This window comes from Kribbella sancticallisti (assembly GCF_039530625.1).
GTDB lineage: Bacteria > Actinomycetota > Actinomycetes > Propionibacteriales > Kribbellaceae > Kribbella > Kribbella sancticallisti.
This window is the reverse complement of record NZ_BAAAOS010000025.1, coordinates 79,549-104,271: the sequence shown is the minus strand read 5'-3', so window position 1 is coordinate 104,271 and position 24,723 is coordinate 79,549. Positions and strand designations below refer to the sequence as shown.

At 67.9% G+C, this 24,723-nt stretch carries 27 protein-coding genes; 9 read left to right on the top strand and 18 right to left on the bottom strand.

The window, feature by feature from the left end; translation table 11 throughout:
• Together ABD255_RS20585 and ABD255_RS20580 are read left to right on the top strand one after the other, a co-directional pair.
• A partial coding sequence (locus tag ABD255_RS20585; protein WP_344216304.1) for a carbohydrate-binding protein occupies positions 1 to 2,629 on the top strand: 2,629 nt, incomplete at its 5' end.
• A gap of 8 nt (positions 2,630 to 2,637) precedes the next feature.
• On the top strand, positions 2,638 to 3,780 hold the full coding sequence (locus ABD255_RS20580; protein ID WP_344216302.1) for a ThuA domain-containing protein: 1,143 nt from the start codon (positions 2,638 to 2,640) through the stop codon (positions 3,778 to 3,780).
• A gap of 70 nt (positions 3,781 to 3,850) precedes the next feature.
• Here the strand turns inward: ABD255_RS20580 and ABD255_RS20575 are convergent, their stop codons facing one another.
• Genes ABD255_RS20575 through ABD255_RS20545 form a run of 7 tightly spaced genes read right to left on the bottom strand, consistent with a single transcriptional unit; the run spans position 3,851 to position 8,313 of the window.
• Positions 3,851 to 4,417, bottom strand: a complete 567-nt coding sequence (locus ABD255_RS20575; RefSeq protein ID WP_344216300.1) for a TetR/AcrR family transcriptional regulator — start codon at positions 4,415 to 4,417, stop codon at positions 3,851 to 3,853.
• Positions 4,417 to 4,812, bottom strand: coding sequence for an ester cyclase (locus ABD255_RS20570; RefSeq protein WP_344216298.1), 396 nt, complete (start codon positions 4,810 to 4,812; stop codon positions 4,417 to 4,419). Before ABD255_RS20570 ends, ABD255_RS20575 begins: the two co-directional genes overlap by 1 nt.
• 38 nt (positions 4,813 to 4,850) lie before the next feature.
• On the bottom strand, positions 4,851 to 5,207 hold the full coding sequence (gene frdD / locus ABD255_RS20565; RefSeq protein ID WP_344216296.1) for a fumarate reductase subunit FrdD: 357 nt from the start codon (positions 5,205 to 5,207) through the stop codon (positions 4,851 to 4,853).
• Positions 5,204 to 5,584, bottom strand: coding sequence for a succinate dehydrogenase/fumarate reductase transmembrane subunit (locus tag ABD255_RS20560; RefSeq protein ID WP_344216294.1), 381 nt, complete (start codon positions 5,582 to 5,584; stop codon positions 5,204 to 5,206). Before ABD255_RS20560 ends, frdD begins: the two co-directional genes overlap by 4 nt.
• Positions 5,581 to 6,324: a succinate dehydrogenase/fumarate reductase iron-sulfur subunit gene (locus ABD255_RS20555; RefSeq protein ID WP_344216292.1), complete on the bottom strand. Its 744-nt coding sequence runs from the start codon at positions 6,322 to 6,324 to the stop codon at positions 5,581 to 5,583. Before ABD255_RS20555 ends, ABD255_RS20560 begins: the two co-directional genes overlap by 4 nt.
• 3 nt (positions 6,325 to 6,327) lie before the next feature.
• Complete coding sequence (frdA, locus tag ABD255_RS20550) at positions 6,328 to 8,070, bottom strand: fumarate reductase (quinol) flavoprotein subunit (RefSeq protein WP_344216290.1); 1,743 nt, start codon at positions 8,068 to 8,070, stop codon at positions 6,328 to 6,330.
• A 9-nt stretch (positions 8,071 to 8,079) separates the two neighbouring features.
• Entirely contained in the window at positions 8,080 to 8,313 is a 234-nt protein-coding gene (locus tag ABD255_RS20545) for a hypothetical protein (RefSeq protein ID WP_344216288.1), read from the bottom strand.
• Between the two features lie 194 nt (positions 8,314 to 8,507).
• On the opposite strand from ABD255_RS20545, the gene ABD255_RS20540 reads away from it, so the two are divergent.
• The 3 genes from ABD255_RS20540 to ABD255_RS20530 all read left to right on the top strand — a co-directional run bounded on the left by ABD255_RS20540 (position 8,508) and on the right by ABD255_RS20530 (position 11,294).
• Positions 8,508 to 9,317 carry a maleylpyruvate isomerase family mycothiol-dependent enzyme gene (locus tag ABD255_RS20540; RefSeq protein WP_344216286.1) on the top strand — a complete coding sequence of 270 codons (810 nt, stop codon included), beginning with the start codon at positions 8,508 to 8,510 and terminating at the stop codon, positions 9,315 to 9,317.
• Between the two features lie 54 nt (positions 9,318 to 9,371).
• Positions 9,372 to 10,904, top strand: a complete 1,533-nt coding sequence (locus ABD255_RS20535; RefSeq protein WP_344216284.1) for a S10 family peptidase — start codon at positions 9,372 to 9,374, stop codon at positions 10,902 to 10,904.
• A 177-nt stretch (positions 10,905 to 11,081) separates the two neighbouring features.
• Positions 11,082 to 11,294, top strand: coding sequence for a hypothetical protein (locus ABD255_RS20530; protein WP_344216282.1), 213 nt, complete (start codon positions 11,082 to 11,084; stop codon positions 11,292 to 11,294).
• A 191-nt stretch (positions 11,295 to 11,485) separates the two neighbouring features.
• Here the strand turns inward: ABD255_RS20530 and ABD255_RS20525 are convergent, their stop codons facing one another.
• The 5 genes from ABD255_RS20525 to map all read right to left on the bottom strand — a co-directional run bounded on the left by ABD255_RS20525 (position 11,486) and on the right by map (position 15,268).
• The gene (locus ABD255_RS20525; RefSeq protein WP_344216280.1) at positions 11,486 to 12,052 is read right to left on the bottom strand and encodes an HAAS signaling domain-containing protein; all 567 of its coding nucleotides are present in this window, start codon (positions 12,050 to 12,052) and stop codon (positions 11,486 to 11,488) included.
• Positions 12,049 to 12,363, bottom strand: a complete 315-nt coding sequence (locus tag ABD255_RS20520; protein ID WP_344216278.1) for a hypothetical protein — start codon at positions 12,361 to 12,363, stop codon at positions 12,049 to 12,051. Before ABD255_RS20520 ends, ABD255_RS20525 begins: the two co-directional genes overlap by 4 nt.
• Before the next feature lie 208 nt (positions 12,364 to 12,571).
• The gene (locus tag ABD255_RS20515) at positions 12,572 to 14,005 is read right to left on the bottom strand and encodes an HNH endonuclease signature motif containing protein (RefSeq protein ID WP_344216276.1); all 1,434 of its coding nucleotides are present in this window, start codon (positions 14,003 to 14,005) and stop codon (positions 12,572 to 12,574) included.
• A 130-nt stretch (positions 14,006 to 14,135) separates the two neighbouring features.
• Positions 14,136 to 14,297 (bottom strand): hypothetical protein, encoded by a 162-nt coding sequence (locus tag ABD255_RS20510; RefSeq protein ID WP_344216274.1) that lies wholly within the window; start codon positions 14,295 to 14,297, stop codon positions 14,136 to 14,138.
• 122 nt (positions 14,298 to 14,419) lie between these two features.
• Complete coding sequence (map, locus tag ABD255_RS20505) at positions 14,420 to 15,268, bottom strand: type I methionyl aminopeptidase (RefSeq protein WP_344216272.1); 849 nt, start codon at positions 15,266 to 15,268, stop codon at positions 14,420 to 14,422.
• A 54-nt stretch (positions 15,269 to 15,322) separates the two neighbouring features.
• Between map and ABD255_RS20500 the strand changes: the two genes are divergently transcribed.
• On the top strand, positions 15,323 to 15,511 hold the full coding sequence (locus ABD255_RS20500; protein ID WP_344216270.1) for a hypothetical protein: 189 nt from the start codon (positions 15,323 to 15,325) through the stop codon (positions 15,509 to 15,511).
• Positions 15,512 to 15,634: 123 nt separating this feature from the next.
• Here ABD255_RS20500 and ABD255_RS20495 read toward each other — a convergent pair whose 3' ends face one another.
• On the bottom strand, positions 15,635 to 16,240 hold the full coding sequence (locus tag ABD255_RS20495; protein ID WP_344216268.1) for a histone H1-like repetitive region-containing protein: 606 nt from the start codon (positions 16,238 to 16,240) through the stop codon (positions 15,635 to 15,637).
• 315 nt (positions 16,241 to 16,555) lie between these two features.
• On the opposite strand from ABD255_RS20495, the gene ABD255_RS20490 reads away from it, so the two are divergent.
• Both ABD255_RS20490 and ABD255_RS20485 read left to right on the top strand, forming a co-directional pair.
• Positions 16,556 to 17,293, top strand: coding sequence for a helical backbone metal receptor (locus ABD255_RS20490; protein ID WP_344216266.1), 738 nt, complete (start codon positions 16,556 to 16,558; stop codon positions 17,291 to 17,293).
• 63 nt (positions 17,294 to 17,356) lie between these two features.
• On the top strand, positions 17,357 to 17,533 hold the full coding sequence (locus ABD255_RS20485; protein ID WP_344216310.1) for a hypothetical protein: 177 nt from the start codon (positions 17,357 to 17,359) through the stop codon (positions 17,531 to 17,533).
• Between the two features lie 66 nt (positions 17,534 to 17,599).
• On the opposite strand, the gene ABD255_RS20480 is transcribed toward ABD255_RS20485, so the two are convergent.
• Entirely contained in the window at positions 17,600 to 18,097 is a 498-nt protein-coding gene (locus ABD255_RS20480; protein ID WP_344216264.1) for an NUDIX hydrolase, read from the bottom strand.
• Between the two features lie 106 nt (positions 18,098 to 18,203).
• On the opposite strand from ABD255_RS20480, the gene ABD255_RS20475 reads away from it, so the two are divergent.
• A complete protein-coding gene (locus tag ABD255_RS20475) occupies positions 18,204 to 19,106 on the top strand; it encodes an aldo/keto reductase (RefSeq protein WP_344216262.1) in 903 nt (300 codons plus the stop codon).
• On the opposite strand, the gene panB is transcribed toward ABD255_RS20475, so the two are convergent.
• From panB to ABD255_RS20455, 4 genes are all read right to left on the bottom strand, one after another.
• Positions 19,103 to 21,424, bottom strand: coding sequence for a 3-methyl-2-oxobutanoate hydroxymethyltransferase (gene panB, locus ABD255_RS43785; protein WP_425554478.1), 2,322 nt, complete (start codon positions 21,422 to 21,424; stop codon positions 19,103 to 19,105). The genes ABD255_RS20475 and panB overlap by 4 nt on opposite strands.
• Positions 21,425 to 21,591: 167 nt before the next feature.
• On the bottom strand, positions 21,592 to 23,379 hold the full coding sequence (locus tag ABD255_RS20465; RefSeq protein WP_344216260.1) for an NAD+ synthase: 1,788 nt from the start codon (positions 23,377 to 23,379) through the stop codon (positions 21,592 to 21,594).
• Between the two features lie 79 nt (positions 23,380 to 23,458).
• Positions 23,459 to 24,160: a hypothetical protein gene (locus ABD255_RS20460; protein ID WP_344216258.1), complete on the bottom strand. Its 702-nt coding sequence runs from the start codon at positions 24,158 to 24,160 to the stop codon at positions 23,459 to 23,461.
• A 216-nt stretch (positions 24,161 to 24,376) separates the two neighbouring features.
• Entirely contained in the window at positions 24,377 to 24,688 is a 312-nt protein-coding gene (locus ABD255_RS20455; RefSeq protein WP_344216256.1) for a nuclear transport factor 2 family protein, read from the bottom strand.
• Positions 24,689 to 24,723: the final 35 nt, after the last annotated feature.

Sequence of the window (24,723 nt, the reverse complement as noted above, 5' to 3'; positions counted from 1 at the left end):
CCAACCGGTCCGTCATCCACACAGCCCGCGACGGCGCGGTCCGGATCACCGACGCGGCCGGTACGACGACGCTCGCGGCCGGCTGAACGTCTACACCCACGACGAGGAGGGTCTGCAGGGCGTAGCCGTCGACCCGAACTTCACCACCAATCGCTACGTCTATCTCTACTTCTCACCCCGGCTGTCCACGCCGGACGGCGACGCCCCGACCGACGGCACCCAGGCCGACTGGGACCGCTGGAAGGGTGAGCTGCATCTGTCCAGGTTCGTCCTCAAGACCGACAACACCCTCGACCTGGCCGGCGAGAAGATCGTCCTGCGGGTCCCGAACGACCGCGGCCAGTGCTGCCACGTCGGCGGCGACCTCGACTTCGATGCCGCCGGCAACCTGTATCTGACCACCGGCGACGACACCAACCCGTTCCAGTCCGACAGCTACACGCCGATCGACGAGCGGACCGGTCGCAACCCGCAGTTCGACGCACAGCGCACCTCGGCCAACACCAACGACCTGCGCGGCAAGGTCCTGCGGATCAAGCCGCAACCGGACGGCACCTACACGATCCCGGCCGGCAACATGTTCGCGCCCGGCACCGCGCAGACCCGGCCCGAGATCTACGCGATGGGCTTCCGCAACCCGTTCCGGATGAGCGTCGACAAGCCGACCGGCATCGTCTACCTGGGCGACTACGGCCCGGACGCAGGCGTCACCAACCCCAACCGCGGCCCGAACGGCCAGGTCGAGTTCGACCGGATCACCGGTCCGGGCAACTACGGCTGGCCCTACTGCACCGGCACCAACACGACGAACGAGACCTACAACGACTTCCAGTTCCCGAGCGGACCGTCGGGGGCCAAGTTCGACTGCGCGGGCGGCCCGGCCAACAACTCGTTCCGCAACACCGGCCAGACCAAGCTGCCGGCCGCGAAACCGTCCTGGATCCGGTACGGCGGCGACGCCGGTACGCCGCCCGAGTTCGGCGGTGGCTCCGAGTCGCCGATGGGTGGTCCGGTCTACCGGTACGACGCGAACCTCAACTCGCCGGTCAAGTTCCCGGCCTCGCTGGACGGCCGGTACTTCGCGGGCGAGCTCGGCCGCAAGTGGATCAAGGCCATCGAGGTGACGTCGGGCGGCGGCGTCGGCGACATCGGCGCCTTCCCCTGGAACGGCACCCAGGTGATGGACCTGGCGTTCGGGCCGGACGGTGCTCTGTACGTGCTCGACTACGGCACCGGGTCCAACAACCAGGCGCTGTGGCGGATCGAGTACAAGGGCAACACGAACCGCAACCCGATCGCCAAGGCCGGTGCCACGCCGACCTCGGGTGGCCGGCCGTTGACGGTGGCGTTCTCCTCCGCCGGCAGTTCGGATCCCGAAGGTGGTGCGCTGTCGTATCGCTGGACCTTCGGCGATGGTGGCAGCTCGACGCAGGCGAACCCGTCGTACACCTACAACACGGCCGGCAACTTCACGGCGACGTTGACGGTGACCGATCCGGCCGGGCTGACCGGTTCGGCCAACGTGCAGATCAGCGTGGGCAACACGGCGCCCGCGGTCACCTTGCAGCTTCCGGCCGACGGGCAGCCGTTCTCGTTCGGTGACACTGTGCCGTTCCAGGTGAACGTCACGGACCCGGAGGACGGCACGATCGACTGCAGCCGGGTGAAGGTGACCTACCTACTCGGTCATGACGACCACCGGCACGAGATCACGTCGAAGAACGGCTGCAGCGGATCGATCGCAGTACCGGTCGATGGTGAGCATGACCCGGCGGCCAACGTGTACGGCGTCTTCGACGCGCAGTACACCGACAACGGCGGGCTCACCTCGCACAGCGTGCGCAAGCTCCAGCCGCGGCACCGGCAGGCCGAGCACTTCAGTGCGATGTCCGGGATCGAGTTGGCTCAGCATGGTGGAGCCGAAGGCGGCCGGACGGTCGGATTCGTCGACAACAACGACTGGATCTCCTTCCAGCCGTACGCGATGAGTACGGCGACCTCGATCAGCGCCCGCGTCTCGTCCGGCGGCCCCGGTGGCACGATCGAGGTCCGGGCAGGCTCGGCGACCGGCGCGTTGATGGCCACGCTGCCGGTCTCGCCGACCGGTAGCTGGGACACGTTCGTCAACGTCTCGGCCAACCTCACCAACAAGCCCGCTGGTACGACGACGCTGTTCCTGGTGTTCAAGGGCGGTGCGGGCAACCTGTTCGACCTCGACGCGTTCACCCTGGCCACCTCGAGCTCCACCGGTACTACGGCCGAGGCCGAGGCGTTCAGCTCGCAGTACGGAGTACAGGTGGCTGGTCACGCGGGTGCCAGTGGCGGGCAGACGCTCGGGTACATCGAGAACGGCGACTGGGCCGGCTACTCGTCGGTGAGCACAGGCGGCGCCAGGACCTTCAGTGCGCGGGTGTCCTCGGCCGGGACGGGCGGCACCATCCAGCTGCGGTCCGGGTCAGCCACGGGCACTCTTCTCGGCTCCGTCGCCGTACCGGTCACTGGCGGCTGGGAGAACTTCCAGACCGTCTCGGCCAACCTGACCGGGACTGCCACCGGGCCGCTCTTCCTGAGCTTCACCGGACCCGCGGGATTCCTCTTCGACGTCGACACGTTCACCATCACCCCTTGAGGACAAACATGACTACTTTCACACGTCGTGAATCACTGCTGACAGGTGCGTTGCTGCTGGTCGGGGGCATGGTCGAGTGGCGACCCGCACCAGCATCCGCTTCCACTGCGGCTGCGCCCTACCAGGTGCTGGTGTTCAGCAGGACCGCCGGCTTCCGGCACGACTCCATCCCTGCCGGTATTCAGGCGATCCGGGAGTTGGGCTCCGCCAACGGGTTCACTGTCACGGCCACTGAGGACAGTGCGGTCTTCACCACGTCCCAGCTCGCCGCCTATCGGGCCGTCGTGTTCCTGAGCACCACCGGCGACATCCTCAACGCCTCGCAGCAGACCGCGTTCGAGTCCTACATCAACGGCGGCGGCGGATTCGTCGGCGTCCACGCCGCCGCCGACACGGAGTACGGCTGGCCGTACTACGGGCAACTGGTCGGCGCGTGGTTCCGGAGCCACCCCGCGATCCAGCAGGTGACCGCCAGGGTCGAGGACCGCGCGCATCCGTCGACCGCGCACCTCGGCCAGACCTGGGTCCGCACGGACGAGTTGTACAACTACGCCACCAACCCCAGGCCGAACGTGCGCGTCCTGATCAACCTCGACGAATCCACCTACAGCGGCGGAGACATGGGCGATCACCCGATCGCCTGGTGCCATCCGCAAGGGGCCGGCCGGTCCTTCTACACGGGCTTCGGGCACACCATCGCGTCGTACTCCGAGCCGGCCTTCCGCACGCATCTGCTCGGCGGGATCCAGTACGCGGCGGGCGCCGGCCCGGCGCCGACCCAGGTCGAGGGGGAGGCGTTCACCTCGCAGTTCGGCGTACAGGTGGCCGGGCACGGGAATGCCAGTGGTGGCCGGACGCTCGGGTACATCGACAACGGTGACTGGGCCGGCTACGCCCAGGTGAACACGGCAGGTGCGACCAACTTCACCGCCCGGATCTCCTCGGGTGGCGCGGGTGGCACCATCCGGGTCCGCTCCGGCTCGGCGAGCGGGCCGGTGCTGGGAACAGTCGCCGTGCCGGTGACCGGTGGCTGGGAGAACTTCCAGACCGTCTCGACCCCGTTAACCGCGTCGAGCGGCGGCCAGTTGTTCCTCACCTTCAGTGGTGGGTCGGGCGCGCTGTTCGACGTCGACCACTTCTTCTTGAGTTAGCACAGTTTCTTGAGCTAGCACAGGTCCTTGAGCTAGCACAGTTCGTTGAGCTAGTGGTTCGCCGCGCTCGTCACCTCAGCAACGAGGTGACGAGCGGGGCGGCGGTCTCGCGCAGGCGTGCCGGGTCGTCGTAGACGCGTTCCAGTACCGCGAGGCCGCGGGTCATCGCGACAACCAGTCGCGCGGCCTCGCGGGGCTCGACTGCCAGTGTCAGACCGTCGCCGGTGCGGGTCAGGGCGCTCAGCACGATCTCCTCGAGCCCGTCGAGCAGTTGACGGACAGCCGCCACCACCGGCGCCGACGCCTCCACAGCGGTGCGGGTCGACAAGCAGCCGCGCGAGGGCGAGCCGGTGGTGATCGACTCGACGCAGTAGTCGAAGAAGGCCAGCAGAGCCTGACGCCGGTCGGGACCTTCCAGCGCGGCCGCCGCAGCGGTCAGGAACTGCTCGGCGAACTGCCCGAACACCTTGCCGAAGAGTTGCTCCTTGCCGCCGTACGCGTGGTACAGCGAGCCACGCTGTACGCCGGTCGCCGCGGCGAGGTCGAGCATCGAGGTGGCCCGGAAACCCTTGTCCCAGAACACCTCCAGCGCTTGCTCGACGACCGCCGACTCGTCGAACTGACGGACGCCCGCCACTAGACGACGACCGGGGCAGACCGCTCCACCCAGTTGTGCAGCAACTTGCCGTCCTCGCTGACCTGCCAGACCGCAGTACCGGTGAAGGTGATCCGGTCGCCGATCGCGGCGGTGTGGTCGAAGCCGTGGTTCGTCGCGGTGAGGCGCCAGCGGGACGCGACCCGGCTGCCGTCACTGTTCGCGAAGCTCTCGACCACGTCCAGACGCAGGTCGTGCGCCTCGGCCAGGAACGCCGCGATCCAGCGCTTGAACGCCTCCCGGCCGACGATGTCGCGGCCCGCGTTCGTGATCACGAAGTCCTCGGTGACGAACCGGTCGACCGCCTCGGGATCGGCGCTGTTCCACACCTCGTCCCAGAACGAGTGCACGATCTCGACCGAGCGGGTGGCCTGCATCGGAACCTCCATGTTTGACAGTGGTGTCAAACATCAGTCTAGACCACGAAGGCGAGCAGGTAGCCGGCGATGATCGTTCCGGCTACGGCGCCGCCGTAGCAGAGCAGGACGATCGGGACGCTGAACCGCTTGAGCTGCAGGCCTTCGTAGAGGGTGAAGCGGAACCTGTGTGCCCAGTGGAACAACGCCAGGGCGGACAGGCCGAACAGGATCAGCCTGGTGATCGGGTTTCGCAGTACGGCGAGCAGGTGCGCGTGGTCCGGCGGCGAGATCCAGCCCAGCGGGAAGGCGAGGCCGAACAGGAACAGCAGGACCGGGACCATCAGCGCCGCGACCATGCCGCCGGCGCTGAACAGCAACCACAGCACGGGCTCGGGAGATCTGCGAGTGCTCATCGGAGCACGACCCAGGCGACAACGGCCGACAGCACCACCCAGAGGAGGTAGTGCCCCACCACGACCTGGGCGGCCGGCACCCGGCGTCCCCGCAACTGGATGACCATTGCCTTCGGCGCCAATCCGAACCACGTCACCGTGTGCAACAGCACGAAGAGCAGCGCGATCACGTTGATCGCGACCACCCACCAGTGCCCGCTCCGGTCGAGGAACTGCTCGTACTCCGTGCTGCCGCCGCTGATCGCGTTGATCAGCAGCAGCAGGTACACCACGAACCAGGCGACGAACACGCTGCTGAGCTCACGCAGTACGAAGAGAAGGTACGAGCGGCGCTCGAGCCACCAGAAGGTGGGGATCGGCCGCTGGTACAGGCTCATCGTGCGCCTCGGGGCAGCAGGAAGTCCTTCAGCGTCTGGGTCGCCGCGGTGAGCTTGTAGCGCTGGATCGCACCGGCCGGGTCGACGTCCTTGGGGCAGACGGCGCTGCACTCGCCGACGAAGGTGCAGGCCCAGATCCCCTCGGGTGACTCCAGGACCTCACGTCGCTCCGCCGCACCGTCGTCTCGGGAGTCGAGGTTGTAGCGCTGGGCCAGCGCGATCGCCGCGGGGCCGATGAACTGCGGCTCCAACGCGTAGACCGGGCAGGCGGAGTAGCAGAGCATGCAGTTGATACACATGCTGAACTGCTGGTACGCGTCCAGTTCGTCGGGCGTCTGCAGGTAGTCGCCCTCCTCGACCGGACTGTCCACGGCGCGGATCAGCCACGGCTTGACCTTCGGCAGCTTGTCCATGAAGTCGTCGATGTCGACGACCAGGTCGCGCACGACCGGGAAGTTGCGCAACGGCTCGACCCGCACCGGCCCCGGCGCGTAGTCGGTGAGGAAGGTGGCACAGCTCAGCTGCGGATCGCCGTTCACGGTCATGCCGCAACTGCCGCAGATCCCCATCCGGCAGGACCAGCGGAACGACAGCGTGCCGTCCAGGTGATCCTTGATGTAGGTCAGGCCGTCGAGGACCGCCCAGTGCGGGCGGAGGGGTACCTGGTAGGACTCGAACACCGGTTCGGTGTCCTGGTCCGGCCGGTAGCGTGCGACCTCGAGGGTGATCTCGTCCGCCATCGCCTACCTCCCGTACACGCGTTCGCCCGGTGGCCAGCGGGTGATCGTCACCGGGAGGTACTTGACCACCCCGAGGCCGTCGGGGCCGCGGTGGATCAGTGAGTGCGCGAGGTACCGCTCGTCGTCGCGGGCCGGGTAGTCGGTGCGCTGGTGCGCCCCGCGCGACTCCTGCCGCTGCAGGGCGCAGGCGATGATGCTCTCGGCAACGTCCAGCATGAACGACAGCTCGAGCAGGGCGACCAGGTCGGTGTTGAACCTCCGGCTGTGGTCGTCGATTCCCGCGTCCGCGAACCGCTCCTGCAGCTCCCGCAGTTCGTCGGCCGCCTTCGCCAGCGAGTCTCCGTCGCGGTAGATCCCGGCGCCGGTCTCCATCGTCGTCTGCATCTCGGACCGGATGTCGGCGAACCGCTCGCGCCCCTCCGCATGCCGGCCCAGGTCCCGTTCCAGCCGGCGTTCCTCGTCGCGGCCGTCCGCCAGCACCGCCGCCGGGACGGCGCCGCCGTACCGGCCGGCGAACACGGCGGCAGCCCGCCCGGCGCGGGTACCGAACACCAGGCACTCGGGCAGCGAGTTCGACCCCAGCCGGTTGGCGCCGTTGATGCTGACGCAGGCGACCTCCCCGGCGGCGTACAGGCCCTCGATCGGGGTCGCGCCGTGGATGTCGGTGTGGATGCCGCCCATCATGTAGTGCACGACCGGGCGGACCGGGATCAGCTCGGTCACCGGGTCGATGTTCTGGTACTTCGAGCACAGCTCCCGCACGAACGGGAGCTTGGCGTCGATCACGTCGGCGCCCAGGTGGCGCAGGTCGAGCTGCACGATCGGCCCGTACGCCGTGTCGATGGTGCGGCCCTTCTCCTGCTCGTGCACGAAGGCCTGCGACAACCGATCGCGGGGTCCCAGTTCCATGCTGCGGAGCTCCGGAGTGGGCGAGGGCGTGCCGAGATCGTAGTCCTGCAGGTAGCGGTAGCCGTCCTTGTTGAGCAGCCAGCCGCCCTCGGCCCGGGCCGCCTCGGTGATCAGGATGCCGGTGAAGGGCAGGCCGGTCGGGTGGTACTGGACGAACTCCATGTCCTTGAGCGGCGCGCCGGCCCGGTAGGCGAGGGCCATCCCGTCGCCGGTCTTGATGTTGGCGTTCGTGGTGAACGGGTACACCCGGCCGCACCCGCCGGTACACACGATCACGGCGCTCGCGGTGATCGTCTCGATCCGTCCGGTGGCCACTTCGATCGCGACGACGCCGTACGCCCGGCCGTCGTCGACCAGCAGTTTCGTCACGTACCACTCGTCGTACCGGACGACGTCGGGGAACGAGAGCGCGGTCTGGAAGAGCGTGTGCAGCATGTGGAAGCCGGTCCGGTCCGCGGCGAACCAGGTGCGCTTCTTCTTCATCCCACCGAACGCCCGTACCGCGGTGTGCCCGTCCGGCTGGCGACTCCAGGGACAACCCCAGTGCTCGAGCCGGAGCAGTTCACGGGGAGCCTCGGCGACGAAGGCCTCGACCGCGTCCTGGTCGCAGAGCCAGTCGCTGCCGGACACCGTGTCGTAGGCGTGCTCGTCGAGACTGTCGTCGGCAGCCGCGACGCCGGCGGCGCCACCCTCGGCGGACACCGTGTGGCTGCGCATCGGATAGACCTTCGACACGATCGCCACTTTCAGCCGCGGGTTGGTCTCGGCCACCGCGATGGCGGCGCGGAGCCCCGCTCCGCCGCCGCCGATCACCAGAACGTCGTGGAATGCGGTCATGGGCGCCCGTCAGGCCTCGTGGTCGCCGCTGTGCTCGTCCAGCAGGATCTTGCCGTCATGCCGGATCGTCCTGATCCGCACGCTCCCGTCGTGGAACTCGTGCCGGATCTTGCGGCAGCCGCAGGCGTAGTGCAGGTCGTCGAACCTCAGGCCCTCCAAATCGTCGTCCTGGCTGCGATCACCGTCCACGAGCCGCCCGCACGGCGCTCGCTCCTGGGTGAAGTGCGTCATGGTGCCGGTCATCACCCACCTCCTCGGCCGCGTTGATGTTTGTGACTGACATCACATCTCGATAGTGCCCCTCGTCCCCCGCCCCGGCAATGCCTCCGCCCGACCGGGGTCATTCACTGCCGGGCGAGAGTACGTTTGAGTATCGGGTGATGCCTGCCGGACCGGCGGTCACCACCGCGCCCTCTGATCCAAGGGAGGTGGCGGACATGAGCGGCTGGAACGCCATGTCGTACGAGGGCAAGAACACGCTTCTCCGTGTGGTCAGGACCGAGGCCGAACAGTTCTTCGACCTGGTCGACAGCGAGGAAGCCTGGGAGGCGCCGACGGGCGCCGGTCACTGGCAGGTCCGCGACGTGGTGGCCCACATCGCCGACACCACCGAGGCGTACTTCGTCGCCTTCGACGCGGCACGGGCCCACACGGAGGTGCCGGCCGCGTACGGCCTGCCCGGGATGGCGAAGCGGGTCGACGAGCAGGCGCTGGCCCTGCGCACCGTTCCACGGGCCGAGTTGGTGGAGCGGCTGCGCGACGACTTCGACAAGATCATGGAGATCTTCGACGCGCTCGGACCGGACGAGTGGGGTGGCCTCAACGTGCCGCACTTCTACATGGGTCCGTTGCCGGCGTTCTTCTTCCCGGCCTTCCAGTTGATGGACTACGGCGTCCACTCGTGGGACGTCCGCCAAGGCACGGGCCGCGCCCACGGGCTGGCCGGTGACGCGGCCGATCTGCTGGTGCCCTTCATGTTCGTCCTGTGGCAGTACACGACCGGTGTCAACGAGCCTTGCGAGCTGGGTATCCGGATCACCAGCGGTCCCAACGCGGGCGACACCCGGGTCCTGGTCGGGACGGAGGGCATGTCCTACCAGGCAGGCGAGGTGAGGGACCGGAGCACGGTGCTCGAGTTCGACCCCGGCAGTTTCGTACTGACGGCTTTCGGCCGGAGCAACTCCGGGACGATCCGCGGCGACCGGGCCGTTGCCGACCGCTACCTGAACCTGTTCTTCCGGATCTGACCCCGCGGTGGAGGCGCGATCAGTCTGAGCCGTCGCCCCGGTTAGGGTCTTCGCATGGCGACGGCTGAGCGGGGACCCCAGAAGAAGTTCGCGGTCGACGAGCAGGATTCTGCTGGTACGACGGGGCCTGTCGAGCCGGAGTCGGTGAAGCCGATCGAGGCTCCGGTTGACGACCTGACCACGACGCGGCACGTGCTGACCATCGGCCGCCGGAAGCTGAAGTACACCGCCACCACCGGCCGGATCGTGCTGCGGCAGGAGGTGCTGACCGACGGGAAGTTCGACGGGCACGTGCCGAAGGCCGAGGTGTTCCTGACCGCCTACACGCTCGACGACGCGGACGCCTCGCAGCGGCCGGTGACGTTCGCGTTCAACGGCGGACCGGGCTCGTCGAGCATCTGGCTGCACCTCGGGCTGCTCGGTCCGCGCCGGGTGGTCTCGGGGGACGTGGGCGACCTCGCGCCGCCGCCGTACGGGCTGGTGGACAACGCGGAGACCTTGCTGCGGCACAGCGACCTGGTCTTCATCGATCCGGTCTCGACGGGGTACTCGCGTGCGGTCGAGGGCGAGAAGCCGGGGGAGTACCACGGCTTCACCCAGGATCTGGAGTCCGTCGGCGAAGTGATCCGGCTGTGGACGTCGCGGAACGGGCGCTGGATGTCGCCGAAGTTCCTGGCCGGCGAGTCCTACGGTACGACGCGAGCCGCCGGGCTGGCGGCGCATCTGCAGGACCGGTACGGGTTGTACCTCAACGGCGTGATGCTGATCTCCGCGGTGCTGGAGTTCTCGACGCTCGACTTCACCCCGGGCAACGATCTGCCGTTCGCGCTGTTCCTGCCGTCGTACGCCGCGGCCGCGCACTACCACGGGCTGATCCCGGACCGGACGCTGGAAGACGTGCTCGCCGACGCCGAGCGGTACGCGGCCGGCCGCTACCCGCATGCGCTTGCTCAGGGCAATCGGATGGAGGCCGAGTACCGGGCCGAGGTGGTCGGCCGGTTGGCGGAGCTGACCGGGCTGTCGGAGGACTACCTCGACCGGGTCAACCTGCGGATCGAGCACACCCGGTTCTTCGCCGAACTGCTGCGCTCCCGCCGCCAGGTGATCGGCCGGCTCGACGCCCGGTTCACCGGCTGGGACGTCGACTCCGCCGGTGAGGTCTCCACCGACGACCCGTCGTTCCGCGCGATCATCGGTCCGTACACGGCCGCGCTGAACCACTACGTGCGCGCGGAACTCGAGTACCGCAACGATCTCCCGTACGAGTTTCTCAGCAGCCAGGCGGCCAAGGACTGGTCGTACAAGGAGTTCGAGAACAATCACGTCACGGTCGCGGACAAACTGGCCGAGGCGATGCGGGCGAATCCGCATTTGAAGGTCCACATCGCGTCCGGCCACTACGACTGCGCGACCCCGTACTTCGCCACCGAGCACACCGTCGCGCGGCTGCAGATCCCGGCGGAACTCCACGACAACATCGAGCTCAAGTACTACCCGGCGGGGCACATGATGTACGTCCACGAGTCGACCCGGCTGCAACAGTCCAAGGACCTCGGCGCCTTCATCAAGGCAGCCGCCAACCGCTGAACCCGCCCAGCGAAGTCGCGGCACCACTTCGCAGTACCTCGACTGATCGACAAGGCGCTACCCGATCAGGTCACGGCTTCTACCTGCCTGGCTCTGTACCGCCTGGGGGACTACCGTCCGGGGCGCAGCGACATCACCGGCGTGGTGGTCGCGCAACCGCCGGAGGAGGTCGAGGCAGTGCGGGAGGTTGAGGCGGTGCGGGAGGTGCGTGCCCAGCTTCCGGAGAAGCACGCACTTCTTGCCGCCGGCAACATCGTCACCAAAACCGGCACCGGAGATCATGCGCTGAAGGTCTTCCCCGAGCAGTCCGACCTGATCACCGCCGCCCGTGAACACCCTCGAACTCGGACGTCTGTACTACGAGTCGTACGGCCCGGGTGTCGCCTGTGACACTGAGGCTGCTGCGATCGAGGACATCCAGGTGACGAGCATTGGTGCAGAGAAGTAGGTCGGCACGGAGCGATGGGGCAGCGCGGGGAGTGCCGTAGGGGCGGCCACAGTTGCCGAGCTCCGGCACGGCCCGGCTTGGTGCACCAGCACGACGTCGACCTCGCGACGGAGATCGGACGGAAGTGGCTCGTCTACGAGGCCTGACTCGCGCGGCCCGGACAGGCGTTCTTGATCAGCAGGCCGAGGACGAAGAACGGCGCCAGGCCGACCAGCACTGCGATCGGGATGCCCAGCCAGGCCGGCAAGGTGAAGCCGGTCTGCAGCGTCACGATGAAGTAGACGAACACGAAGCCGAACGGCCAGACCATCGTGCCGAGCCACTTCTCGCCGCGGGTCCAGCGATCCGACGTCCAGAGCAGGACGGCGCCGACCACCCAGCCGAGCAGCGCGACGAACCCGCCGAGGGCGAGCAACGACAGCGCCAGGATCTCCCGGCCGCGGAACTTCGGCCGGTACCGATCGACCAGCACCAGCCCGTCGGTCGACGCCGCGACCAGTTCGTCCGGGTCCCCCAGCCGCCGCAGCATCCGCCGTACGTCGTCCTCCGAGGTCGCGCCCGCCGCGCGCGCCTCGGCGATATGTGACGTCACATCGGCCAGCAGGTCCGTACGACGCGACTCGGGCAACGGCTCGGCCGCCTTGGCCAGGTACTTCAGGTACGCGTCGACGAGGCGGTCGCCGTCGTGCCGCACGTTCACACCCGGGCTTCCACTATCAGCGCGAGGTACACGGCGGACTCGATCACGCCGGCGACCAGCAGGCTCACCCAGAGCGGCGGCTGGAAGAACTCAGCGCTGGCCGCCGCGACCCAGCCGATCGGCCAGGCGGCCGTGCCGACGATCTTCCAGACCATGGACCAGCGGTTCGAGGCCCACAGCAACCAGACACCGACGAACCAGCCGATCATCAGCACGAACGGCCCGAACATCAGCAACGCAAGCGCGATCCAGTCGCGTGTCCGCAGCCGTGGCTCCGAACCCTGCAGCGCCGCTCCACCGCCAACCACCACAGTCGGCGCGTCGGGCCGGAAACACCGTTAGACGGACAGTCCCGCCGGTGCGGACCGGTGCGGACCGGCGCCGACGTGGGATGGGCACGTGGACCGGCGTGGTGGGGTGCTGCGGTGTTGGTGTGAGGGCGGGCCGGCGGGCTCCGGCGCGGTGGCGTTGCGGTGCGGGTGTGGGCGGGCGTCGTGGTGCGGCGTGGGTGGTGGGTTCTTACGGACCGGGGGAGGCCAGGTCATTGGCGTCTCCCCAAGGTGAGCCCCGGGTGGTATCTGGCTTTTGGTTCGGGACGTGGAGCATCGCGGGGCGAAGGGGTCCGTCGCCCCATGGGTTGTGGCGTGCGGCTTCGTCGGGGGTGATCCATGGGGTGTCGTCGGTGTGTGGCCAGGTGCTGGGCGCGGCGGGCGCGTCGGCTGGTTGTCCGGCGGTGGGAGCGCTGCGGCGGAGGCGTCGGTGGGGGCCGGGTTCGGCCCAGGAGGGGCGGGAGACGTGGACGACGCCGTTGGTGATGCTGACCTTCCAGTGGCCGCTGTGGACGTCGATGTGGTGGCCCTTGCAGAACAGGGCCAGGTTGTCGATCGCGGTGGGGCCTCCATCGACCCAGTGCACGAGGTGATGGGCGTCGCAATGGATCGGGGGCGCGCCGCACACGACGCAGCCTTTGTCGCGGGCGTTCAAGGCGGTGCGGAGGGCGCTGGTGACGAACCGTTCCTCCATCCCGACATCGAGCGGTTGAGATTCTGAGCCGAGGACGATCGGCAGTACGCCGGCGTCGCAGGCGAGCCTTCGGACGGCTGCCGCCGACAAGCCGTCGCCGAAGACGAGATCGCCGACGCCGTTGGTGGCGAGGCCCTTCAGATCCGCGTAGCCGATCGTGACGGTGATGTGCGGCTTGATCCGGGTGTGGCCGGTGTCGCCGCTCCCCGCTGCGGCGGTGAGAACTGTGGTGAGCGCGTCGGCCTGCCGCTTGTCGCGGGACCGGGGATCCGGCTGACCGTCGACGGTTTTGTGCGGCTTGGCGTTGTCATGGATGAGGGTTTGGAGGAGTTCGGCGTTCTCGTTGGCGAGGTAGCCGCCGAACTTGAGGCCGTGATCGGCGTTCTTCATCCAGAAGGTTTCGTTGCGGTAAGCCTTGTCCTCGGCGGGCTCGGGCCCATCGGTGTCGAGGACGTTGCGAACCTGTTGGCCGAGCTTGGACAACTCGGTCGGGGTGAGAACCCTGGCTGCCTCGACCATCCGTGCCTCGGCGGCGACCAGGCTCTCGACCGGAACCATCGCCGCCTTGGGGATCGCCTCCAGCGACATCACGATCGCTCGCGCCTGGTCGAGGTGCAGCAGCGGACCGGCAGGCGCATCGCCGTCGTCGTGAGCCGGGAGCGCTGCGGCGACCAGTTCGTACTTCGCCAGCGCGGTGGCGAGCTTGAGATCGCGGCGTACGGCGGTGGGGTCGAGGCGGTGCCGGAACGCCACCAGGTGGACGGTGTCGCGAGCGCCGATCTCCTGTGCGTGGCCCGACTCCTCGAGGTCGGCCATCAGCTGCAGCCGGTAGGCGGCCAGACGGGTCAGCTCGTCGTGGACCGCGTCGAGGGCGGTCAGCTTTTCGCTGCCACTCATCGACCAAACCGGTCGCAGCTCCACGAGATCCATACTCACGACTCTACGCACGCCCGCCGACAGTTTCCGAACCCAGAAGCCCTTATCTACAAGGGAGATCGCGACTGTCCGGATCCGGTCAAGCTGTCCACAGCGGCAACCGGCCTGTGGACAGACAAGTCGGTCAGGAGTGGATGCGGAAGCCGCTGAAGGTGTGGTGCTCGAAGGTGCGGTAGACGCTTCGGCCGTGTCGGTGACGAGGGTCGACGCGCTGGGCGCCGGTCAGCGGTATGGCGTACACCAGGAGTGCGCAGCCGATGCCCTGACTGTGGTGGCCGGTGCGCACCGCGATCAGTCAGAGATGTGCCTGGACGTGGCCGTCGCTCTGCAGGTAGGCGAAACCCCCGACCTCGCCGTCGACCAGCGCGATGACGCCGTCGCGGTGCTGGGCTTGGTTGCCCGGCAGGTTCACGGGAGGGTGAGGATCTCGGCGCCTGTGTTGGTGACGAGGAGGGTGTGCTCGAACTGCGCGGTGCGGGACCTGTCCTTGGTGGTGGCGGTCCAGCCGTCGTCCCACAGGTCGTAGTCGTACGCGCCGAGCGTGAGCATCGGCTCGATCGTGAACGTCATGCCGGGCTCGATCACGTCGTCGAAGCGCTCGTCGTCGTAGTGCGGGATGATCAGGCCGGAGTGGAACGCGGTGGCGATGCCGTGGCCGGTGAAGTCGCGGACGACACCGTAGCCGAAGCGCTTCGCGTACGACTCGATCACGCGGCCGATGATGCTCACCTGGCGACCGGGCTTGACCGCCTTGATGCCGCGGTTCAGCGCCTCGCGGGTGCGCTCCACCAGCAGTCGGCTCTCCTCGTCGACGTCACCGACCAGGAACGTCGCGTTGGTGTCGCCGTGCACGCCGTCGAGGAACGCGGTGATGTCGACGTTGACGATGTCGCCGTCCTCGAGCGGACGGTCGTCGGGGATGCCGTGGCAGATCACCTCGTTCACCGAGGTGCACAGGGACTTGGGGTAGTTGCGGTAGCCGAGCGTCGACGGGTACGCGCCGCGCTCGACCAGGTAGTCGTGACCGACCGCGTCCAGTTCGTCGGTGGTCACGCCCGGCTTCGCGGCCGCACCGACAGCCTCCAGTGCCTGCGCGGCGAGTTTCCCGGCGACGCGCATCTTCTCGACGAGTTCCGGGGCGGTGACGTACGAACCGTCGTACGGCGTCGGCGCGGGCTTGTCCACGTACTCCGGACGCGGAATGGAGGCGGGTACCGGACGGCGAGGCGAGATGATGCCAGGAGTGAGAAGCGACATGGTGGGATCATTCTAGTTAGTCCGACAAAGACTTCCGGGAGGTGGTCATCCGTTATGGCCGACGATCACAGCAACGAGTGGTACTACAACGTGAAAACCGGCAAGGTCGAGCCTTACGACGGTGACCGGGCCGCGGAGCGACTCGGTCCCTACGGTTCGCCGGAGGAAGCGGCCCGGGCGCTGGAGAAGGTCCAGGAACGCAACGAGGCGTGGGACAACGACCCGAAGTGGAACGACGACTGACCGCACTGACCGCACTGACCGCACTGACCGCACCGCCGGCACTGATGGCACTGATGGACGGCATGACTGAGGGGCACCACCGTCGACGGTGGTGCCCCTCAGTCGTTGTGCTGTGGTGCCGGATCAGGCCTTCTTCGCGGCGGCCCTGCGGGCCGGAGCCTTCCGGGCCGTCGTCGCACGCTTGGCGACGGTCTTGCGAGCCGGTGCCTTCTTGGCCGCCACCTTGCGGGCGGGGGCCTTCTTGGCAGCGGTCTTGGCCGGCGCCTTCTTCGCGGCGACCTTGCGGGCCGGTGCCTTCTTGGCCACGGTCTTCTTCGCGGTGGTCTTCTTAGCGACGGTCTTCTTGGCCGTCGTCTTCCTCGCCACGGTCTTCTTCGCGGGTGCCTTCTTCGCGACCGTCTTCTTCGCCGTGGTCTTCTTGGCGACCGTCTTCTTGGCCGGCGCCTTCTTCGCCACCGTCTTCTTGGCCGTCGTCTTCTTCGCCGGTGTCTTCTTGGCCACGGTCTTCTTGGCGACGGACTTCTTCGCGGTGGTCTTCTTGGCGGCGACCTTCGTGGCCGGTGCCTTCTTCGCCGCACTCACCTTCTTCGCCGTCGTCGTCTTCTTCGCTGCGGTGACCTTGCGCGCGGTAGTCGTCTTCGCGGCACTGGCCTTCTTAGCGACAGTCTTCTTGGCGGGAGAAGCCTTTTTGGCTGTCGCCTTCCCTGCGGCTGCCTTCTTGGCTGGCACTTCGCCTCCTTGGTGCGGCTGAGGAAAACCACGGTGGATTCCTCGTCGTCATGATGATGACAACACTTGGTGCCTACGTAAAGCACCTGAAACGCACCTAGGTTAAGGCGTCCCGATGGCCAATCCGGGCGAATTGAGCGAAAATCCTTGTAGAGAAGGGTTTTCACCGCGGGTAGAGCTTGCCGCACGGTGCCGAAGATTTGTTGGCGACACGCGCGCAAAGTAGCCTCCGATCGGCCGATTCGGTGTGCGTTCGGAGAAGTGTTGTCGTCGGCAACGTCTCTCGAACGACCAGCAGAAGTGGAGTGTGAACGCATGCGGGACGACCTCGGATCGGTTGTCGCGTTGCCGTCGCGAGTGCGCCGCGTGGTCAGCATCGTGCCGTCGTTGACGGAGGCGATCGCGGCCACCCGTCGCGACGTTCTCGTCGGTGCGACGGACTGGTGCACACATCCCGAAGACCTCGACGTGACACGCGTCCGCGGTACGAAGAACCCCGACGTCGAACGCGTGCGCGAGCTCGCGCCGGACGTCGTGATCGCGAATGCCGAAGAGAATCGCGGCGCCGATCTCGACGCGTTGCGCGCGGCCGGTGTCGCCGTCTGGGTGACCGCGCCGACGACCGTCGAAGAATCACTGCGCTCACTGGAGCGAATGCTCTCGGCAATCATCGGCGAAGTGCCGCACTGGCTGGACGAGGCCCGCGCGGTCTGGAGTACGCCGTACGAAGGGCCGCGCCGGCGGGCGGTGATTCCGATCTGGCGACGGCCATGGATGGCGTTGGGACGGGACACCTTCGCGGGTGATCTGTTGCGGCAACTCGGCGTCGACAATGTGCTCGGACAATCCCCCGAGCGGTATCCGAAGATCGACCTCGGCGCGTTACCGGAGTACGACCTGGTGGTGTTGCCGGACGAGCCTTATGCGTTCTCGCCCCAGGACGGTCCGGAGGCATTCGACCGGCCCGCGAGGTGCGTGAGTGGGCGGCATCTGACCTGGTACGGGCCGTCGCTGGTGGAAGCGCGGGCGCTGCTGACCGAACAGTTGCAGTGATGTGCGACACGGTGGCTGCGCCGTCAGGTAGACGGTTAGGGAAGCCTCACCTACGCTTGCCTGGTGCCGTCCATGACCGCGAAGAAGAAGTGCTGCAAGGACAAGCCGAGGTGCAAGAAGTGCCCGGTCGTCCTCAAGCGGCTGGCTGACGCCGGCTGCGCGGAGCGCCTCGACCTGCGGCACTACATCGTGGACAAGAAACTGCCGAAGAAGCTCCTGAAGAAGGCCCGCGCCCGCTGACGGTGCCGGCTGACCGTGCCTCCTGATCGAGCGGCCCGACTGATAGGCCTGATCGAGCCGCGCTGATCAGCAGGCCTCGCGGTACCGGATCGTCTCGATCGCCTGCCGGAGCAGACCGGGAATGGTGATGTGCGCGGCCTGACCGGTCGCCTCCAGTTCGTCCGGGAGCCACCAGCCGTGCGCGCTGATCGTGGCCAGTTCGAGTTCCTCCTGGTTGGCGAAGCTCACCTCGACCGTGTCGACGCCGACGGCGAAGAAGGTCTGGTGCTGGATGATCGGGCAGCCGCCCCACTCGTACTCGATCGTGTTCGTCGCCACCGGGTCACCGAGTTGTTCGGCGGGCAGCAGGATTCCGACTTCCTCGCGCAGTTCGCGACTTCCTGCCTGCGCGACGGTCTCACCGGCCTCGACGCCGCCACCGATGGTGAACCAGTACGGCGTCTGCGGTTTCAGCGGGTCCCAGCCATGCAGCAGCAGCACCTTGCCGTCCGGGCGGACAGGCAGGACACGGGCCGTCGTACGACGGACGACGGTGCCGGGAGGTGGCAGGCGGGCCTGGGTCACACAACAAAACGCTAGTGGACCGATCCGGTCCGGCGACGGCTCGTACGGCGCGTCTCACTCCAAGGGATCGGGCCGTGAGCGTGAACGCCGATGAGACGATCGCCGCATGACTGCACGCATCGGGCTGGGACTGGCAGCCCTCGGACGACCCGGCTACATCAACCTCGGGCACGACCAGGACCTACCGCCCGGACGTGAGGTGGAAGACCTGCGCCGTCGCACGCACGAGTTGCTGGAGTTGGCTTGGCAGGCAGGAATCCGGTACTTCGATGCCGCGCGCTCCTATGGGTTGGCGGAGACGTTCCTGGGCGAGTGGTTGACGCCCGAGCGCCGCAGCCAACTGACGATCGGCTCGAAGTGGGGCTACACGTACGTCGCCGACTGGCGGCACGACGCGGAGACTCACGAGGTGAAGGACCACTCGCTCGCAACCTTCGAGCGCCAGTGGCCCGAGACCTTGCAGGCACTAGGCGGTCCGCCGGACTTCTATCTGGTGCACAGCCTCACCTCGGACAGCCCGGCCCTCGACGACCAGAAGCTGCTCGACCGGCTACGCGCGCTCGCGGACACCGGAGTACGGGTCGGCCTGTCGACAAGTGGTCCGCGGCAGGCAGAGACGTTGCGCAAGGCACTGGCCCTGGACACCCCGTTCACCGCCGTCCAGTCGACCTGGAACGTGCTCGAGCCCTCCGCAGGTCCTGCCCTGGCTGAAGCTCACGAGGCTGGCTGGTTCGTCACCATCAAGGAAGCAGTAGCCAACGGCCGCCTGACCGCCAAGGCCGGCGAAACCCCGTTCACCACGTATGCGCACCAGCACGCCGTCGCTCCCGACGCGCTGGCCATCAGCGCAGCAGCCGCCCAGCCCTGGGCAGACGTAGTACTGAGCGGCGCGACCACTGCCGAACAACTCGACAGCAACCTCGCCCACGCCACCAGTGGTCCACTCGCAGAGTTCGTTCAGGAGCCCTACGAGTACTGGTCCGAGCGCTCCGCCATGCCTTGGATCTAGAAGGTGTGTTCGTCCGCAGGGAAGGTGCCGTTGGCTACTTCGGCGGCGTAGGTGGTGGCGGCGCTGGTGAGGATGCCTCGCAGGTCGGCGTACTGCTTGACGAAGCGGGGCATCGGGCCCGAGCGGAGGCCGGCCATGTCTTGCCAGACGAGGACCTGGGCGTCGGTCTCGCGGCCGGCGCCGATGCCGATCGTCGGGACCGGGATCCGCTTGGTGATCTCGGCTGACACGTCGCCGGGGACCATCTCGAGGACCACGGAGAACGCGCCTGCTTCGGCCAGCGCGACCGCGTCGTCGATCAGCCCGGCCGCCTGGTCACCGCGGCCCTGGACTCGATAGCCGCCGATGCTGTGCTCGCTCTGTGGCGTGAAGCCGATGTGCGCCATCACCGGGATGCCGGCCTGCGTCAGCTTCTCGACCGCCGGTACGACGGTCCGACCGCCTTCCAGCTTCACCGCGTGCACGCCGGCTTCCTTCATGAACCGGACCGCCGTGTGGAACGCCTGCTCGGGGGACGCCTGGTACGAACCGAACGGCAGGTCCGCGACCACCAGCGCGCGTTCGACGGCGCCCGCGACGGCACGAGCCAGCGGGATCAGTTCGTCGACCGTCACCCGCAGGGTCGACTCGTAGCCGTACACGTTGTTCGCGGCGGAGTCGCCGACCAGCAGCACCGGGATGCCGGACTGGTCGAAGATCTCGGCGGTGTACTGGTCGTACGCCGTGAGCATGGCCCACTTCTCGCCGCGGTTCTTCATGTCGCGCAGGTGGTGGATCCGGTACCGGCGCGGGCGCTTGCTGTCGCCGCCTGGGGTGCTGCTGCTCGAGCCGGACGAACCAGTCGTCGAGCCCGGGGAGTCGGCGGTGCTGTTGGTCACAGGGGGTTTTGTGCTCTCTGCCGTAGGACTGGCCGTCTGGGCGCGACGAGCTCGATGGGAAAGGACTGCTTCGGGCTGGACCTGACTCGGTGCGTCCTGCTGTACGTCGGCGCGACGCCGCGCGCCGGCAGGTCGGCCGCTGGCTTGCGACGCGCTGCTCACCGGCGAGTTGCTCTCGTACTCCGCCGACGGGTCGGACGGGTAGCCGGTGGAGGTGCTCGCCTCGGGAGTAGGGGGCGCTGAACCTGCGGTCGGTGCGGGACCACTCCAGCCGGTTGAGCTCTGGGTGGGTTGGTTCGTGACTGGTGCTGCGGGAGTAGTACTTGGCGCAGGAGGCTTGGGGCTGGGGTTGCCGGAGCCAGGAGCGCGGCCGAGGTTGCCTTGCGGAGCGCCCGGTGCGGAGTTGCCGGCGGCCAGCCCGTTGGAGCCGAGGCCGTTGGAGCCCAGCCCGTTGGAGCCGAGGTCGTTGGAGCCCAGCCCGTTGGAGCCGTGGGTTCCGTTGGAACCGTGGATCCCGTTGGAGGACGCCAGGCCGTTGCTCGCGGGCGGGCCGGACGGGCTGGGCGGCGGGGTCGGAGTGTTGAGTCCGTTCGACCTGCCGTTGGACCCGTGCGGTGTCATGCCGTTGCTGGCCGGGCTCGGCGCTTGCGGCCGCGGAACCGGCTGTGCGGGACCAACCTGGCCGGGCGCAGTACCGGCGGGGGAGCCGGGCGTAGGCGCACCGGGTCGACCCTGCGGCGGTCCACTCGTGCCGTTGCGTCCAGGGCCGAAGGGACCCTGCTGTGCTTGCGGCGGCGGACCCTGCTGCGGCTGAGGCCGGAACGGGTTCTGCTCCTGGTGCGGCCGGTCGGGGTACTGCTGCTGCGGCCGCTCCTGCGTAGGCCGCTCTTGGGCCGACCTCTCTTGGGCCGACCTCTCCTGGGCAGACCTGTCTTGCGCAGACCTGTCTTGACCAGGCCTGTCTTGACCAGGTCGCTCGGCCTGCCGGTCTACCGCAGGCCGCTCCTGGTACGACGGACGCGGCGCGAACGGCGACTCGTCATATGAGGGCTCGCGATACGTCTCCCGCTCACCCCACGCCGGCGCAGACTCGCCGTACGGCGAAGGCTCGGCGTACTGCTGCTGATACCCACTAGGCGTCGGGTACTCACGGTCTTGCGGCGGCGGCAGAAACGGAGGCTTCGGCACGTACGGCTGCTGCGGCACCGGCCCGCGCTCGTACGACCTGGGGGCGTTCGGCAGCGACGGAGACGGGTCGAGCCCGTCCAGCGCGGTCGAACGCTCACGCCAGCCGCCGTCGCCGGAATCGGCTTCGGCGTAGCCATAGTCCGAGCGGTGGTGCTCCTCGGTTGTCCGGTTCTTCGGTCCGGTCCCGTACGGCGCCGGCATCTCGTCATCGGCGTCGCCGTTGGTACCGGCCGACATGAAGTTGTCAACCATGGGTTCATCGTCCCACCGTTGCGGAGGGTGAGCGATACCGGTCGGGGGTGAGGGCTCGCTCACATCCGGTCGCCGCGGTTCGGGCGCGCCGAAGCTGTCAGCCTGCTCCGGGTCCTCGGGCGGGAAGAACGGACTGTCGTTGAAGGGGCGGTTACGCCAGGATCCGCTCAGCTCTCCGTCACCTTTCCAGTCGACACCCGGCTTGCGTCCTCACGCCAGGCGTTCGTGATCGGCAGTCGCCGGTCGCGGCCGAAGGCCTTGTGGGTGATCTTCGGACCCGGAGGATACTGCCGTCGCTTGTACTCCGCCTTGTCGACCAACTGGATCACCTTGCTGACCAGTTCGGTGTCGAACCCGGCGGCGAGCAGTTCGGCCGTACCGCGGTCCTGCTCCACGTAGTCGTCGAGCATGTCGTCGAGCAGGTCGTAAGGCGGCAGCGAGTCGGTGTCGACCTGCCCCGGCCGGAGCTCGGCCGACGGGGGTTTCGCGATCGCGTTCTCCGGGATCGGCGGCTGCGCGCCGCGCGCCTTCGCGTCCGCGTTGCGCCACTTCGCCAGCCGCCAGACCACCGTCTTCGGCACGTCCTTCAGCGGCGCGTAGCCACCGACCGCGTCGCCGTAGATGGTGGAGTAGCCGACGGCCAGCTCCGATTTGTTGCCGCAGGCAAGCACCAGGTGGCCGTCGGCGTTCGACAGGCCCATCCAGACGACGGCGCGGACCCGGGCCTGCAGGTTCTCCTCGGCCAGGCCGGTCAGCCCGAGCGTGTCCAGGAACGGCTGCACCATCGGCTGGATCGGGATCACCCGGTAGTTCAGCCCGGTCCGGGCGGCCAGTTCGGCGGCGTCGTCCTTGGAGTGGTCGCTGGAGTACACGCTCGGGTTGGAGACGCCGAACACGTGCTCGGGCCCGATCGCGTCGCAGGCGATCGCCGCGACCAGCGACGAGTCGATGCCGCCGGACAGCCCGAGCAGGACGGTCTTGAACCCGTTCTTCTGCACGTAGTCGCGCAGCCCGGTGACGATCGCGCCGTACATCTCGGCCTCGTCGGACAACCGCGGCGCCTGCGCGGCGGCCATCGGCTCGTACTGCGGCAGCGGGTCCTCGTGCAGGACCGTGTGCTCGATCCGGATGCTCTCGTGCTCGCCACCCGGCGTACCGGTCGGGGCCGGCAGATCGAGGTCGACCACCATGCTGCCCTGCTCGAACTGCGGCGCCCGGGCGAACACCTTGCCCTCGGCATCGGCGATCAGCGAGTCACCGTCGAAGACGAGTTCGTCCTGCCCGCCGACCAGGTTCACGTAGGCCAGCGAACACCCGGCCTCGCGGGCCCGGCGACTGACCAGTTCACCGCGGACGTCGTCCTTGTTCGCCTCGTACGGCGAACTGTTCACGACCAGCAGGAGTCCCGCACCGACGGCCCGGGTGGCGGCCACCGGCCCGCCGTCCTGCCAGAGGTCCTCGCAGATCACCAGCGCGACGTCGACGCCGTGGATCCTGATCACCTGCAGCGAGTCGCCGGGGACGAAGTGCCGGAACTCGTCGAAGACCCCGTAGTTCGGCAGGTGGTGCTTGACCGCGCTGGTGACCACCTCGCCGCGATGGATGACGGCGGCGGAGTTCGTCGGGGAACCCTTGGGGCGACCCAGCCGGTCCAGGCCCATCGCAGTACCGGCGGCGCGGTCCAGGTAGCCGCAGATCACCACCACGTCGCCGAGACCCTCGTCGGCCAGGCGCTTCGCCAGCTTGCGGATCTTGGCCTGCGACGCGTCCACGAACGACGCCCGCAGGGCGAGGTCCTCGACCGGATAGCCGGTCAGTGCCAGCTCCGGGAACGCCACCACGTGGGCACCTCGCTCGACGGCGTTACGGGTCCACGAAACGACCTTGTCGCTGTTCCCGTCGAGATCACCGACCGTCACGTTGAGCTGAGCAAGAGCAACCCGGAGCTGAGGCACGAGTGCACCCTACTGGTCGGTCAAGGCGGTTTCGACCAACTCCGGCACGATCTTCACGCTTTCCCTCACCTTCGTCCCCTCAGGCCGCGACGACGGTGATCCAGTCGGCGCCGACGACTCGGTAGTCGAGCTTGCCGAGACCGGTGAGGATGCCGGGGACATGCGCGGCGCCATAGACGACGGCGACCTGGAGATCTTCGGTGGAGCGTTCGTCCACGAGGTCGGTCAGGGCCGCGACGACCAGTTCGTCGCGCCGGCCGAGCAGGAGGCCCCGGAAGGACCCCATCTCGTCGGACTCCAGCTCCTCCGCGGCGGTCGGCAGGTCGTTGACCTCGATGTCACGGGACAGCAGCAGACGCTCCCTCGCGTTGAAGAGATTCATCGCCGCTGCCGCGATCGGCGCCACCCCGAACATCAGCACCCGCGTCTTGAGCGACAGCTGCTGAACTCCCTGGTCGAACTCCTCACCGGTCAGGTCCGGAGTGATGAGCGGGATGCCGAGGTCGGCATACGGGATGTTGTCCTCGACCAGGCCGGAATCGGTGTCCAGCGGGATCACCTGATACGTCATCGTCAGCAGCGAGCCGGCCACCGATTCCCCGTCCACGCCCTCGACGACGATCAGGTCGCACTCGCGCAGCCGCCGGGTGACCTCGGCGTAGAAGGACGGCATCGCGACGTGGAGCATCGGGAAGATGACGAATTCCAGCCCGCTGCCGCGGCGGCGCACCCGCAGTACCGCGGATCGGGTGCCGACGATGGAGTTCTCGATGATCTGCATGAAACCCCCCAAGCCCTTGCCGACAGTGTGCGGAGCGGAAGGGTCATCCGAAGGTCGGGCTGCTCTTCGGGTACGGCGTCGACGGTCTTTCTCGCGGCCTGGATGGACCGGAAGTCGTACCGCGGTCCGTTCGAGGTGCTGATCCGCCGGTTCACCTAGCGCGGGTCTAGGGCAGGTCTTCGGGCTGGATCTCGGCCGTATAGGACGTGATCGTGGTCAGGTAGCTTCGGTGAACTCGTAGATGTCGCAGGAGCGGACGAACGAGCGCTGCCACTTGGCGTCGACGTACTTCGCGACCGTGTCGATGGCCACCGAATCGGCCGCCGGGATGGTCTTGAAACGGAGGAACTGGGTCGTGGTGCGGTCCAGCGTGACCAGGGACTGCTCGCAGGCGTAGACCACCTGCTCCTTCCCCTCGAGCCGGGCGGCACCGACCAGAGTCCACTCGACCTGCGGGTGCAAGAAGTCGTAGACATCCCGGAACTGATGACTGGAAAACGCCTCAGCCACCTGCTGAATCGTCGGCATCCCCAGAGCGTACAAGCCGACAGTGCGACCGTCCC